Below are 14,358 nucleotides of genomic sequence, written 5' to 3'. Positions count from 1 at the left end.
ATCAATGTATATAAGAACCTGGGGTATATAGTAATAAAGGGTGATTGTCAATGGCCACACCAGAGGAAACCATAAATGTGTGTATTCAGATGCTTCAGCATATTTCTGAAGACAACACCATCCCTCGTAACATCCGCAGGGTTGCTGACGAAACCAAGTCTCTTCTCATGAACGAGAACAAGAGCATCGGCCTGCGTGCGGCTGAGGCCATCTCGACCATCGACGAGGTCTCCAACGATCCCAACATGCCGGTTCACGCCCGCACCCGGATCTGGGAACTGGTCTCACAGCTTGAAACGATTCCGCTTGACTGAACAGAATACCCCGGAAACTCTTTTTCCGGGCTCAATCTGAGATCCATTTTTCACGGCAGCACCGTACAGACCACAGTTCTTTCACGGCGCTGCCTGATATCAAGTTCCAGGAGGACGACCTGCTGCCAGGTGCCGAGCACTGGCGACCCGTTCTCCACCGGCAGGGTGAGCGAAGGGCCGACGAACGAGGCACGCACATGCGACCGTCCGTTGCCATCGCCCCACCGCCGGTCATGGGCATAGACGATGTCCGAAGGAGCGACCCGCTCGAGGGCGCCCCGCAGGTCGTCGAGCACCCCGTCCTCGTACTCGATCGTCGAGATCGCCGCCGTCGAACCGACGACGAAGAGGGTGCAGACCCCGTTCTCCGTCCCGCTTGCCTCCACGCACCGGTGCACCGCCGGGGTGAGGTCGACGATGTCGCCCTCGCCCCTGGTGGTCACCGTGATCCGTTCGTGATAGACCATGCGTGAGCATCCGGCGGCCTGATAGAAAAGGATACCTCTGTCGGGGCCGGTGATCGCTCTCCTCGTGAGATGGTGTGAGGGGCATGTTGATCAGGTAATATCGTCATCGCCCTGCATCCCCGGTTCGATCTTCGGGGTCACGGTGACGGGACGGCGTCATGATCAACCCTGCTGTCCCCCTCTTCACCGATTCGTCACCAGTATTTCGCGAAAAGATAGTGCGGGGGACGGCACGGAGCGCGTGATCCCGCTGAAAATGGATCGACCTGTTCCCGTCCCGGTTCTATCTTCGGGGTCATGAAAACAGAACCGCATAATGATCATATCATGCCGTCCCCTCATCTTCGGATCTGTTCTGCCGTCTCGCGAGAAGATAGTGCGGGGGACGGCACGGAGCGCGTGATCTCTCTGAAAATTGATCGACCTGTTCCCGTCCCGGTTCTATCTTCGGGGTCATGCCGACGGGGCGAGTACGATGATCAGAACGTGCCGTCCCCCTCATCTTCGGATCTGTTCTGCTATTTCGCGAAAAGATAGTGCGGGGGACGGCACGGCGCGTGATCTCTCTGAAAATTGATCGACCTGTTCCCGTCCCGGTTCTATCTTCGGGGTCATGAAAACAGAACCGCATAATGATCATATCATGCCGTCCCCCTCATCTTCGGATCTGTTCCGCCATTTCGCGAGAAGATAGTGCAGGGGACGGCACGGCGCGTGATCTCTCTGAAAATTGATCGGCCTGTTCCCGTCCCGGTTCTATCTTCGGGGTCATGAAAACAGAACCGCATAATGATCATATCATGCCGTCCCCTCATCTTCGGATCTGTTCTGCCGTCTCGCGAGAAGATAGGGGGGGACGGCACGGAGCGCGTGATCCCTCTGAAAATTGATCGACCTGTTCCCGTCCCGGTTCTATCTTCGGGGTCATGAAAACAGAACCGCATAATGATCATATCATGCCGTCCCCTCATCTTCGGATCTGTTCTGCCATTTCGCGAGAAGATAGTGCGGGGGACGGCACGGAGCGCGTGATCCCGCTGAAAATTGATCGACCTGTTCCCGTCCCGGTTCTATCTTCGGGGTCATGAAAACAGAACCGCATAATGATCATATCATGCCGTCCCCCTCATCTTCGGATCTGTTCCGCCATTTCGCGAGAAGATAGTGCGGGGACGGCACGGAGGGCGTGATCCTGTTGAATGATGATCGCCTCTTTCTGGGCTGGGTTCTATCCTCGAGGTCATGCCGACAGGGAAGGTACGATGATCAGACCGTGCCGTCCCCCTCATCTTCGGATCTGTTCTGCCATTTCGCGAAAAGATAGTGCGGGGGACGGCACGAACGCGTGATCCCGCTGAAAATTGATCGACCTGTTCCCGTCCCGGTTCTATCTTCGGGGTCATGCCGACAGGAAAGGTACGATGATCAGACCGTGCCGTCCCCCTCATCTTCGGATCTGTTCTGCCATTTCGCGAAAAGATAGTGCGGGGGACGGCACGAACGCGTGATCCCGCTGAATGATGATCGCCTCTTCCTGGGCCGGGTTCTATCTTTGGGGTCATGCCTGCGGGAGGGGCGAGATGATCAGAATGTGCCGTCCCATCGTCACCGAATCTGTTCTGCCGTCTCGCGAGAAGATAGGGGGGGACGGCTCCTGCTTCGTCATCATCGCCCCGCCTGAGACGAGACGGAGGCGGCAATCCGGCGATGCACCTGATCGAGTTCATGCCCGATGCAACGAATCCGAAAAAAAGAGGAGAACCGGATTTTCGGTCGGTCCCCGAAGAAGACCGCTTCTTCAGTTTTCGTCTTCTTCTTCTTCTTCGCTCTGGACGAGGGCGAACCCCACGAGTTTATCGCCCTCGCCCATCTTCATCACCCGCACGCCGCGGGTGTCCCGCTTCTGGATCGAGATCTCAGAGACTCTGGTCCGCATCGCGATCCCCGAGGCGCTCATCAGGATGATCTCGTCCTCTGCCGAGACCGCCTTCGCCGCCACGACCCCGTCGCCATAGGCGGCCCTGAGGTTTCTGATCCCCATCGTGCCGCGGTGGCGGCCCTTGAACTCGTCGAAGAGGATCAGTTTGCCGGCGCCCCGGCCGGTGACGGCGAGCAGATAGTCCTTCTCCACCAGGGCAAGGGAGACGAGACAGTCTCCGGGCCGCAGCCTGATCCCGATCACGCCCTGACCGTTGCGGTGAAGACTCCTGATCTCCTCTTCCTTGAACCTGAGGCCCAGACCCTTCCAGGTCGTCAGGAAGATCTCCTGCTTCCCGTCGGTGATCTTCACGTCCACCAGTTCGTCGTCGTCCTTCAGTTTGATCGCGAGGATCCCGCTCGGCCTGGGCCTGGAGAATTCTTCGATCGGGATCTTGACGACCATGCCGCCCTTTGTCGCAAAGAAGAGGAATCTTCCGGGCTCGAAATCCCTGACCGGGATGACGGTGGTGACCCGCTCGTCCCCGCTCAGGTTGAGGAGGTTGACGATTGCCTTCCCCTTCCCGGTGCGGGCTGCTTCAGGGATATCCCAGACCCGCATCCAGTAGATCCTGCCCAGGTTGGTGAAGCAGAGGAGGTAGTCGTGGGTGGAAGCCACGAAGACGTCGGTGACCACATCGTCCTCTTTGGTGGCCATCCCGATGATGCCCCGACCGCCCCGGCGCTGCTTGCGGTACGTCTCCAGCGGGAGGCGCTTGATATAATTGGTGGCAGTGAGAGAGACCAGGGCCGGTTTGTCCTCGATGAGGTCGGCCTTGGAGATCTCCTCCTCGGCCGCCGCGATCTGCGTCCGCCGCTCGTCGCCGAACTCCTCCCTGATCGCCGCGACCTCTTTCTTGATCTCTCTCAGGATGTGAGCCCGGTCGGAGAGGATCTCCTGCAGACGTGCGATCTCCCTGCCGAGGGCCTCGCGCTCGTCGAGCACCTTCTGCTGCTCCAGGGCCGCGAGGCGGCGGAGCTGCATCTGGAGGATGGCGTTTGCCTGGACCTCGTCGAGACCGAACCTGGATATCAGGGCCTCGCGGGCGTCCTCGGCGCTCTTTGACGCCCTGATCGCCGCGACGACGTCGTCGATGCTCTCGAGGGCAACGACCAGTCCGTTGAGGACATGGACCCGCTCCTGGGCCTTGCGCAGGTCGAACTCCGTCCGCCGGCGGATCACTTCCACCCGGTGATCGAGGAAGTAGCCGAGCAGCGCCGGCAGGCCGAGCACCATCGGCCGCCCGTCGACGATGGCCAGGTTGTTGATCCCGAAGGTGCTCTCAAGCGGCGTGTGCTTGTAGAGCTGGTTCAGGATCACCTGGGGCATGGCGTCGCGCCGCAGATCGATGACGACCCTGATCCCGTCCTTGTCGGACTCGTCGCGGATGTCGGTGATCCCCTCGACCCGCTTGTCCTTGACGAGGTTCGCGATCTGCTCGACGAGGTTTGCCTTGTTCACCTGGAAGGGGATCTCGGTGATGATGATCCTGGGGCGTTTTCCCTCTTCCTCGATCTCGGCGACCCCCCTGACGACGCACTTGCCCCGTCCGGTCAGGTAGGCCGAGCGGACGCCGGCCGTGCCCATGATCACCCCGCCGCCCGGGAAGTCGGGGGCCGGGATCGTGTGCATCAGTTCCTCGACCGTGACGCCCGGGTCGTCGATGTAGGTGCAGAGCGCGTCGCAGACCTCGCCGAGGTTGTGCGGCGGCATGTTCGTCGCCATCCCGACGGCGATCCCTGACGACCCGTTGACCAGAAGATTCGGCATCTTTCCCGGGAGGACGGTCGGCTCTTTCGTCGACTCGTCGAAGTTCGGGATGAAATCCACCGTCTCCTTCTCCAGGTCGTCGAGCATCGCCTCCGCGAGAGGCGTGAGCCGCGCCTCGGTATATCGCATCGCCGCAGCCGAGTCGCCGTCGATGGAGCCGAAGTTGCCCTGCCCTTCGACCGGCATGTACCGATACGAGAAGGGCTGCGCCATCTTCACCATGGTGTCGTAGATCGCGGCGTCGCCGTGCGGGTGGTACTTCCCCATCACATGGCCGACGATGCTCGCACTCTTCTTGGTGGGTTTGTCGTGGGTGTTGCCGATCTCCCACATCCCATACAGGATACGGCGGTGGACCGGCTTGAGGCCGTCCCGCACGTCGGGGATGGCCCGGCCGATGATGACGCTCATGGCGTAGTCGATGTACGAGGACTTCATCTCGGTCTCGACCGTGACCGGGATCACCCGCTGCTTCCCGGCTGTCTCAGATGTCAAGGTTCTTCACCTCCTGTGCATGCTTCTTGATGAACTCGCGCCGCGGCTCGACGGCGTCGCCCATCAGTTTCTCGAAGATCTCGTTCGCATAACTTGCGTCCTCGATCTGCACCTGCTTGAGCACCCGGTGCTCGGGGTCCATCGTGGTCTCCCAGAGCTGGCCGGCGTTCATCTCGCCGAGACCCTTGTACCGCTGGACGCTCACGCCTTTCTCACCCATATCGGCGAGGATGACCTTCATCTCCTCCTCGCTGTAGGTGTAGCGCTCTTTTTTGCCCTTACTCACCCTGAAGAGCGGTGGTTGGGCGATGTAGACATACCCGCGCTCGATGAGTTCGGGCATGTACCTGAAGAAGAAGGTGAGGAGCAGCGTCCTGATGTGCGCCCCGTCCACATCGGCATCGGTCATCAGGACGATGTGGTGATAGCGTGCCCGATCGGCGTCGAAGTGCTCCCCGACGCCGGTACCGATCGCGGAGATGAGTGCCTGGATCTCGGCGTTCTTCAGGATCTTGTGGGGCGAGGCCTTCTCGACGTTGAGAATCTTGCCCCGCAACGGAAGGATCGCCTGGAACCTGCGGTCACGCCCCTGTTTGGCCGAACCGCCTGCCGAGTCTCCTTCCACAATATAGACTTCGCTCTTTGCGGGATCGCGTTCGGAACAGTCGGCGAGTTTGCCCGGGAGGCCGGTGCTCTCCAGGGTACTCTTGCGCCGCGCCAGTTCGCGGGCGCTCTGGGCGGCCTCGCGTGCCCGTGCGGCAAGGAGGGCCTTGCCGACGATCGCCTGAAGGACCTTCGGGTTCTCCTCGAAGTATTCGGTGAGCGAGGCGTAGGCGAGGGAATCGACGATGCCCCGCACATTGGAGTTGCCCAGGCGCATCTTGGTCTGCCCCTCGAACTGGGGATTGGCGACCTTGAGGGAGATGACGGCGCAGAGCCCTTCTCTGACATCTTCGCCCCGCAGAGACTTGTCGCCCTTGAGGAGGTTGTTCTTCCTGGCCGAGGTGTTCATCGCACGGGTGATGGCGCTCCTGAACCCCTCGAGGTGCGTGCCGCCTTCCCTGGTGTTCACCGAGTTGACGAAGGTGAAGATCTGTTCCTTGTAGGTGGCGGTGTACTGGAGGGCGACCTCCACCTCGATCTTGTTCTCCTCGTCTTTCCGGTCGAAGGTGATGACGTCCTCGTGGATCTTCTCGGTGCTGGCGGTGAGGTGCCTGATGAACTCGCTGATCCCGCCCTTGTAGCAGTGGCGCTCCTCCTCCCCCGTCCGCTCGTCCTGGATCGTGATGGTGATCCCTGAGTTGAGGAAGGCGAGTTCGCGCATCCGGTGGGCAAGGACCTCGAAATCGAAGGTGACGGTCTCGAAGATCGCCGGGTCGGGGAGGAACCGGATCTTCGTCCCGGTGAGCCGATCCCCGAACTCCATCAGGAAGCGGTCCCGGTCGTCCCCGATCTCTTCCCAGTCGCCCTCGGTGCCGTAGATCTGGACGTACCTGGCCTTCAGCTCGTCGAGGCTCTCTTCCCGTCTGGTCAGGCGCCTGGTCACGATGCCCCGGGCAAAATCCATCTCGTGGATCTTCCCGTCGCGGTAGACGGTGGCTGTCAAACCGGTCGAGAGGGCGTTGACCACCGAGACACCGACGCCGTGAAGGCCGCCGGAGACCTGGTAGGTGCTCTTGTCGAACTTGCCGCCGGCGTGGAGGACGGTGAGCACCACTTCGAGAGCGCTCTTACCGCCGTCCATCCTGTCGACCGGGATACCCCGGCCGTTGTCCACGACGGCACACGAACCGTCGACGCCGAGGACGAGGGTCACGTGGTCACAGTACCCGGCGAGCGCCTCGTCGATGGCGTTGTCCACCACCTCATAGACCAGGTGGTGCAGCCCCCTCGTGTCGGTGCTCCCGATGTACATGGCGGGGCGCTCGCGCACCGGCTCGAGCCCCTTCAGTACGGTGATATGGGAGGCATCATACGTTTCTTTCATCGATGACCTCCGTTATAATAAAGGAAGCAAAAGATCGTGGATTCACAATCTCATATATAGGTTGTATATCCTCATTAAGGTACTCTTGTTCTTCAATCGTAGACCCCGATCTGTGGGTCTTCTACCCCCAGAGCCCGGTCGATCTCGGCGAGCAACCGGTCCAGCGTCTTCTTCACCGCCTCGGCATCTTCGGCGTCCGCGGTCCCGGGTTGGTGCCAGATCACCTGTTTGCGGAGCTGGGTGACGAGGTCTTCGATCCTGGTACCCCTGAACTGATCAGGGAGGGTCAGTTCGGTGAGATGGTCGGCCGCACCCAGGAAGGCCTTCTCAGGTTTGAGGGCGAAATGTTTGCTGAGGGCGACGATCGGGATCACAAACCCCCTGCCGAATTTGCTTTCCATGAGGAGAGGAACGATGCCGTTCCTGAAATAAGGTGCGGTTCCCCTGCCTCTCTTGAAACCCACGCCCCGGTGTCGTGTCTCTCTGATTGTTCGCTTCCTCGTCGCGTGTTGTCAGGGGGTGCAACCTCCGGCCAGAGATTGTGGTGCAATTCCCTCCAGGATGGCGGGGGTCGCGATAGGCAAGAGGTATGGGGCCGACCCTCAAATACGCCCATATCGTCCCCGGTTTCATGGGCGGGGGGCCCAATCCGGGGCTGTCCCGGGCGTTATTTTCGATCGAGCCATAGGGACGCTTATTCCTGCAACGCGGTAAGGAAACCAGGCCTCATCCCGCACCAAGAGCCCTTGTATGATTGTCAGTAATGATAATCATCATGGCTCCCCGGTACGCCCGTGAAAAGGGCGGGATAGGAGACTGGATTATGGGCGGATTTCCGGAGGGTCCGCAGCATTGAATTCCTGGTCAGGGTTAAATCGGCTCTTTGGAAATCATCCGGACGGTTATCTCTGTGCGGTGCTGGCAACCCGCCGGAACCCCCACGGACCGAAGATAGGCGGGGGAGGCACCTGAACAAGGCCCCCACTGATTCTCCTCTCTTGAAATAGAGCGATCAAGTGAAGATATATTTTTATCCCGTATGCTTGAGGTGTTCTTTCGCCTCATGAAAAATTCTAAAGGGCCGAATTATTCCTCAGGCGATCCACCCGAGGAGTCCGATGGCCGGGACGAGGACGAGACTCACGGCCAGGAAGGCCCATTCACCCATCTTGAGCGGTTTTTTGGTGATGAAGAGGTGCGAGTCCCGGCCATACCCGCGGCAGAGCATGCTTGTATACGTCCGCTCCCCCTGCTCAAAGGAGCGGAGAAAGACCGTCCCGATGGTGTAGGCGAGCATCTTCATGCGGTAGCGGTACGGGAGGGAACGGTCGAAGGCGTCGAAGCACCTGGTCTGGAGGGTTGCACCGATCTGCAGGTACATCCTGGCAAAGAGGAAGAGATAGCGGATCATCATCCCGATGATCAGGGTGAACTCGGCCGGGAGGCCGAGCCTTCCGGCTCCTTCGAGCATCCCCTGCATCGTCGTCGTCGAGGAGAGAAGGATGATGAAAGAGATGCATGCGAGAAACTTTATCCCCAGGATGGACGCGAACTCCACCGACTCGGCATAGATATGGATCCCGAGGGGCAGGGTGACGAGCGGGTGGAACTCGGCATAGTGCGGGTTGGTGAAGAAGATCTGGAAGACGATGAGGAAGAACCCGAAGGGCAGGACGAGAAGGAGACGCTTGAGATAGATTGTTGGAGAGATACGCGCGGTCGCCCAGAGGATCGCGAAGAAGACGAGGAAAAGAGCGGACGGGAGGTAGGCCGCCGTCGTGTAGGGGAGGGCCACGGCGGCGATGATCACGGCAAAGGCGACGATGAGTTTCACCCGTGCGTCGCAGCGGTGGACCGGGCTGCTACCCCGCGCCACCTCCTCGATATCAAAGAGATGCTCGATCATGCCCTGCCCCGGTATGCCGCTGTGAAGGCCTCCCTGACCTCCTCATAGGTGTAGCCCTCACCGATCGGCACCCCAACATCGCGCAGGTCGCGCATCAACCGCTGGAGGGCCGGGACGTCGAGGCGGGTCTGCTCGAGCAGGTCCGGCCGCGAGAAGATCGCGGGCACCGACCCGTGGGCCACCACCCTGCTGTGGTCCATCACATAGACCGAGTCGGCGAGTTCAGGGACCAGGTCGAGGTGGTGGGTGGAGAAGATGACAGTCATCCCGAACGCTTCGGGCAGGGTGTTTACGAACCTGATCAGGTCGGCGACGCCCTGCGGGTCGAGTCCGGCAGTCGGTTCGTCGAGGATGAGCACCTGGGGCTCCATGGCCAGCACCCCCGCGATGGCCACCCGCTTCTTCTCCCCGCCGGAGAGGTGGTGGGGTGGACGGTCACGCAGGTCTTCGAGGGCCATGAGTTGAATGGCGCTCTCCACCCGGTGGGCGATCGTCTCCTCGTCAAGGCCGAGGTTGGCCGGTCCGAAGGCGATGTCCTGCTCGACGGTAGGTGAGAAGACCTGATCGTCGGGGTTCTGGAAGACGAGTCCGACGGCTTTGCGCACCTCGCGCAGGTTTCGTTTCGTGACAGATTCCCCGTGGACAAGCACCTCACCCGAGGAGGGTGTCAGTATCCCGTTCAGGTGTTTGAAAAGCGTGCTCTTCCCGGCACCGTTCGCCCCGATCACCGCGACCCTTTCTTTGCGGCCCGCGGTGAAGTTCACGCCGCTGAGGGCGGGAGGGCGGTTGGGGTAGGCGAAGGTGAGATCCCGGGTCTCAATGATATGCATTGTACAGAATTTCTCCAAAAAAGAATAAAGATTCAGTGTTTTGAGGCGGCGACCGCCTTGCCGACACCGAAGACGATGAGAAGCGCGAGGATGATCCCGACGACGACGGCGATCACTTCACCCATCTTGCCGCCTTCCTCTCCCATTGAGTAGTCGGGCATCGGGGCCTCATACTCGAAACTGCCCTCGTGGCCGACTGCTTCGGGATCGGCGTCCTCGGGGGTGGGGCCGAAGAGATCTTTCTCGCCCAGAATGACGATGGCCGTGCTTTCCAGGCCGTCGGGGTCGCCTGCAGCGAAGAAGACGGCCGTGACCCCGATGAGGATGGCCACGACGAGTCCGATCGCCACGAACTGATTGGTCTCCATCAGGCCGTCGCCCCCAGAGACGATTGCATCAGTTCAGGACGGGCCGATGCGATGAGGTAGATCGCGCCCGCCGTGATGACGGCCTCGATGACTCCGATGGCGGCGTGGTAGACGCCCATGGCGATCATACCCTCGACGAGTGGGTAGGTACCGGCAAGAGCCATCTCGACCGATGCCGCAAGGGCCGGGATGAAACAGGCGAGCCACGCGGCGATCCCTGCGGAGAGGTAGGGGTTCTTCGCGTATTTCAGGATCCCCTGGTAGGAATAGAAACCGACGAACCCGCCGATGACGCCCATGTTGATGATGTTCGCACCCATCGTGGTGATCCCGCCGTCGCCGAAGACGACCGCCTGGACCAGCAGAACCAGGGTGAGGACGAAGACCGCCGCATAGGGCGAACCAAGGACGATGGCCGCAAGGGCGCCGCCGACCAGGTGGCCGGTCGTGCCCATGCCGACCGGGAGATTGAATGCCTGGATGGCGAAGATCCCGGCGGCCAGGACGGCGATGAGGGGGACTTTTTCGTCGTCCAGTTCATTGCGTGCCCACCGCAGTGCGAGGGCGATGAATATGAGGGCGATCACCCAGTAGATCGCACTCTGCCAGAGTGGAATGAAGTTATCAGGTATGTGCATGCCTATCGATTAGCAGTAACATCCTATAGGATATAAGTGTTACTTGTTCACTCCGAAGTTAAGGTCTTTCAAAATAACGCGTACCGAGGGCCCGGCTACTGTCACGATATTGCGCAGGACTTTCGGCTTCGTCATAAGATGCCTGATCAGCCTTCCGGGCCGGTCCATGTCCCCGTACTTCACGATAAGATCGGTGATGTCGGGGTCGGCGAGGGTGCTGAGGAGTGAGTCTATATTCTCTGCAGAGAGTTCCTGTCTCAGTCTGAAGAGGCGCATCCCGAGAGTGAGTTCCCGCCCGAAGTCTGCCTGCCACCGCCGCTCGTATGCGGCAAGGACGCGGTCCGAGAAGTCGTCGGCCTCGCAGCAGGAGACGGCGACGGCAGCGGCGTGCCGCGCGGCGCGCACGCCGGTATAGACCCCGCCCCCGGATGTGGGTTTGGCCATCCCGGCGGCATCGCCGACAAAGAGGGTCCGCTGCCCGTAGGTCCGCGGCATCGTGCCGAGCGGGATAGTGCCGGTGACCAGGTGGGTACAGCCCGCGGGGTACCGGGCCGCGAAGCGTTCGAAGGCCTCGCGCACCCCTCCGGTCCCGCAAAGCCCGACCCGCGCCCGCCCCTCGCCGGTCGGGATCACCCAGGCGAAGAACTGCGGGGCGGCGTTCGGGTGAACCTCCACATACCTGGTGTCGAGGTCAAGGGGAAGATCGGCCTGGATCCCGGAGAGATAGACCGGGGCGCGGGCGAGGCCAAGCATCCGCGCCATGCCGCTGCGCGGTCCGTCGGCGGCGATGACCATCCGCGCCTCGACGTCCCGGCGACCCGACGCGCCGCGGGTGATCAGCCGTCCGCCCTCGCGCCCGACGACCGCGGTCTTCGGCCAGATCTCGGCCCCCGCGCAGGCGGCGTCCCCGGCCATCTCCTGGTCCAGCAGGGCGCGGTCGACGACATAGGCCTTTGTCTCTTGTGCGTCGAAAAAGACCTCGGCGCCGCGGTCGGAGACGACCCGCGCCCCCTGAACGGTGTTGAGGACCGAGCGGTCGGAGACCTCGCAGCCGGCAAATGCGCGGCACGAGAGGAGGCCTGCACACTGGACCGGGAACCCCGGTGCGGCGTGTTCCTCGATGCAGAGGACGGAAAGCCCGGCCTCCGCGCACGCCCGTGCCGCCGCCGCGCCCGAAGGTCCGGCACCGACCACCGCTACGTCATACATGTGGTGGTTATCTCTCCCTTGCCTCTACATGAATGTCCCGATGCCCATGCCTTATTGCTCCCCCGCGCCAACAGGGTGTGGATGTCCAGAGAGCCCGAGTTCAAGTGGAAGCAGTGTCTGATCATCAGGACCGATGTCAAGATGAGCTGTGGCAAGAAGTGTGCGCAGGTCGCCCATGCAGCCGTCATGGCCTACGAGCATGCTGGGAAAGAGGCGAAGAAGGCATGGCTCTCCGAAGGGCAGAAGAAGGTCGTGCTCAAGGCTTCGAGCGAGCGCGCCCTCTATGAACTGAAGACCGCCGCCGAGTTCGCGGGGATCCCGACCTCGCTCATCCAGGACGCGGGGATGACCGAGATCCCGCCCGGTACGATCACCGCTCTCGGCCTCGGCCCGGCAAAGAGCGAAGTCCTCGACCAGATCACCGGAGACCTCACGCTCTTATGATCCGGACACCCTACCCCCTGGAGGCCGATCTCGGGATGGGGTGGTACGTCACCGACACCCCGGGGACCGGTGGGGTGCTGCGCGCCACCCCTGAAGACTTCCAGGTCGAAGAGGTCCCGCTCGACGCACCCGCGGACGAGGGGCCGTACCTCATCTGCCGGCTTACCAAGCGGAACTGGGAGCACCAGCACGCGATGAAGTCCATCGCCTCGGCGATGGGGATCTCCCACCGGCGGATTGCCTGGGCCGGGACCAAGGACAAAAACGCCGTCACCACCCAGTATATTTCCATTTATGGCGTGGACGAGGAGACGGTCGCGGGGGTGCACCTCAAGGAGATCGAACTCGAACCGGTCGGCCGGAGCCAGCACCAGCTTGCCCTGGGCGGGCTTACCGGCAACCGCTTCTCCATCACGGTGCGCGGATGCACCGGCCCCGACCTCCGGGCCACCGTCGAGGCTTGCACCGCGGCGGCCGCCGCCGGTTTTCCCAACTACTTCGGGCTCCAGCGTTTCGGCGTGGTCAGGCCGGTCACCCATCTGGTGGGCCGCGAGATCCTGCGCGGCGACTATAGGGCCGCCGTCGAGACCTATGTCGGCCTCGCCTTCCCCGACGAGTCGCCCGAGGTGCAGGAGACGAGACGGACATTTCTCGAGACCGGCGAGCCCGGCCCGGCGATCGCCGCCCTCCCCAACCACCTCGGGTTCGAGAAGGCCGTGCTCTCCGGGCTTGCCGGAGCGCCCGGGGACTATGCCGCGGCCCTCAAGAACCTCCCGCCAAAACTCCTCTCGATGTTCGTCTCGGCCTACCAGTCCTGGCTCTTCAACCGGGTGCTCTCGATGCGCCTTGCCGACGGCACCGATCTCGACGACCCTCTCCCCGGCGAGCGTCTCCTCTTTGCGAACGGGCGCGAGGACACGGTGACCGAGAAGAACAAAAGGATCGTCTCGGTCCATATGAAGAGAGGGCGGTGTGCGGTCGCGCTCTTCATGCCTGGTTCCGAACCGAGAGAGTCAGTCGGGAGAGACGACGAGCGGATGATCGCCCTCCTCGATGAGGACGGGATCACCGCGGAAGACTTCGCGAGGGCGGCCGACTTTGTCGGACTGCGCTATAAGGGAACACTCAGGCCCATCGCCGTCAGGGCCGACGTTACGGCGGAGGTCGTCGGGCAGGACGTCGGCCTTGCCTTCTCCCTTCCCCCCGGTCACTATGCCACCACCGTGTGCCGGGAGTTCATGAAGGCCGACCCGCACGCGATGATCTAAGAGTGACAGGTCTGGAATCGGACGGCCTTCCCCACCTGATGGACTGGTCGTCTCACTCTCTCGAACCGGGGGGTTCACCCCCGGACCCCCACGGCAGTGCCCACGGCGCGATTGATATGGGAAGGCGTGCTGATCCGACGTGCCGCCCTGAATCGTAGAACTTTTCTCGCCGTCTCACATGAGGATAGCGGGGGCGGCGATGACGTGGTGGTCCCGTGTAGTTTCCTGCTCCAGAGAGAGAGAGCAGGGATCCATGCCCGCCGGAGACCGACGGGAATAACGAACCTCACAGAGGTGCCGTCCCCTCATCACCGGATCTGCCTTGCGGTCTCGCGAGAAGATCGGGTTGGGGACGGCATCACGCGTGATCCCGCTGAATGATGATCACCACTCTTCCGTCCCGCTCCTATCTCCGAGGTCATGACAACAGAACAGCGTCGTGATCGAAAGCATGCCGTCCCCCTCATCTTTGGATCTGTTCTGCCGTCTCGCGAGAAGATTGGACAGGGGACGGCATCACATGCGATCCCGCCGAGTGATGATCGCCACGCGTCATGATAATCCGCGCCGTCCCCTCATCATCGAATCTTTTCCGGCATCTCGCGAAAAGATTGGACAGGGGACGGCATCACGCGTGATCCCGCGGAATGATGATCACCACTCTTCCGTCCTCCACCTATCTTC

At 61.7% G+C, this 14,358-nt stretch carries 12 protein-coding genes; 3 read left to right on the top strand and 9 right to left on the bottom strand.

The genetic code is table 11. The features are described from left to right. Nucleotides 1-50 precede the first annotated feature (50 nt). Nucleotides 51-314 carry a stationary phase-response protein gene (locus E2N92_RS03695; protein ID WP_220682350.1) on the top strand — a complete coding sequence of 88 codons (264 nt, stop codon included), beginning with the start codon at nucleotides 51-53 and terminating at the stop codon, nucleotides 312-314. A gap of 50 nt (nucleotides 315-364) precedes the next feature. Here the strand turns inward: E2N92_RS03695 and E2N92_RS03690 are convergent, their stop codons facing one another. From E2N92_RS03690 to E2N92_RS03650, 9 genes are all read right to left on the bottom strand, one after another. Beyond that, nucleotides 365-781 (bottom strand): secondary thiamine-phosphate synthase enzyme YjbQ, encoded by a 417-nt coding sequence (locus E2N92_RS03690; RefSeq protein ID WP_220682349.1) that lies wholly within the window; start codon nucleotides 779-781, stop codon nucleotides 365-367. Between the two features lie 1,798 nt (nucleotides 782-2,579). Further along, nucleotides 2,580-5,024: a DNA gyrase subunit A gene (gyrA, locus tag E2N92_RS03685; protein WP_220682348.1), complete on the bottom strand. Its 2,445-nt coding sequence runs from the start codon at nucleotides 5,022-5,024 to the stop codon at nucleotides 2,580-2,582. Further along, nucleotides 5,014-7,011, bottom strand: a complete 1,998-nt coding sequence (locus tag E2N92_RS03680; protein WP_220682347.1) for a DNA topoisomerase subunit B — start codon at nucleotides 7,009-7,011, stop codon at nucleotides 5,014-5,016. The genes gyrA and E2N92_RS03680 overlap by 11 nt, the downstream gene beginning before the upstream one ends. Before the next feature lie 92 nt (nucleotides 7,012-7,103). After that, complete coding sequence (locus E2N92_RS03675; protein ID WP_220682346.1) at nucleotides 7,104-7,412, bottom strand: hypothetical protein; 309 nt, start codon at nucleotides 7,410-7,412, stop codon at nucleotides 7,104-7,106. Between the two features lie 692 nt (nucleotides 7,413-8,104). Further along, nucleotides 8,105-8,917, bottom strand: coding sequence for a cobalt ECF transporter T component CbiQ (gene cbiQ, locus E2N92_RS03670; RefSeq protein ID WP_220682345.1), 813 nt, complete (start codon nucleotides 8,915-8,917; stop codon nucleotides 8,105-8,107). After that, a complete protein-coding gene (locus tag E2N92_RS03665) occupies nucleotides 8,914-9,747 on the bottom strand; it encodes an ATP-binding cassette domain-containing protein (protein WP_220682344.1) in 834 nt (277 codons plus the stop codon). Before E2N92_RS03665 ends, cbiQ begins: the two co-directional genes overlap by 4 nt. Before the next feature lie 32 nt (nucleotides 9,748-9,779). Beyond that, entirely contained in the window at nucleotides 9,780-10,115 is a 336-nt protein-coding gene (locus E2N92_RS03660) for a PDGLE domain-containing protein (protein WP_246589300.1), read from the bottom strand. Next, nucleotides 10,115-10,753 carry a cobalt transporter CbiM gene (gene cbiM, locus E2N92_RS03655; protein ID WP_220682343.1) on the bottom strand — a complete coding sequence of 213 codons (639 nt, stop codon included), beginning with the start codon at nucleotides 10,751-10,753 and terminating at the stop codon, nucleotides 10,115-10,117. The genes E2N92_RS03660 and cbiM overlap by 1 nt, the downstream gene beginning before the upstream one ends. 39 nt (nucleotides 10,754-10,792) lie before the next feature. Continuing rightward, complete coding sequence (locus E2N92_RS03650; protein ID WP_220682342.1) at nucleotides 10,793-11,962, bottom strand: NAD(P)/FAD-dependent oxidoreductase; 1,170 nt, start codon at nucleotides 11,960-11,962, stop codon at nucleotides 10,793-10,795. Between the two features lie 81 nt (nucleotides 11,963-12,043). Here E2N92_RS03650 and pth2 point away from each other — a divergent pair, with 81 nt between their 5' ends. Further along, nucleotides 12,044-12,406, top strand: a complete 363-nt coding sequence (pth2, locus tag E2N92_RS03645) for a peptidyl-tRNA hydrolase Pth2 (RefSeq protein ID WP_220682341.1) — start codon at nucleotides 12,044-12,046, stop codon at nucleotides 12,404-12,406. After that, entirely contained in the window at nucleotides 12,403-13,674 is a 1,272-nt protein-coding gene (gene truD, locus E2N92_RS03640) for a tRNA pseudouridine(13) synthase TruD (RefSeq protein ID WP_220682340.1), read from the top strand. Before pth2 ends, truD begins: the two co-directional genes overlap by 4 nt. The last annotated feature ends 684 nt before the right edge of the window (nucleotides 13,675-14,358 follow it).

Source organism: Methanofollis formosanus (assembly GCF_019633745.1).
Lineage (GTDB): Archaea > Halobacteriota > Methanomicrobia > Methanomicrobiales > Methanofollaceae > Methanofollis > Methanofollis formosanus.
The sequence above is the reverse complement of the archived record's forward strand: the minus strand, read 5'-3'. Positions and strand labels throughout refer to the sequence as shown.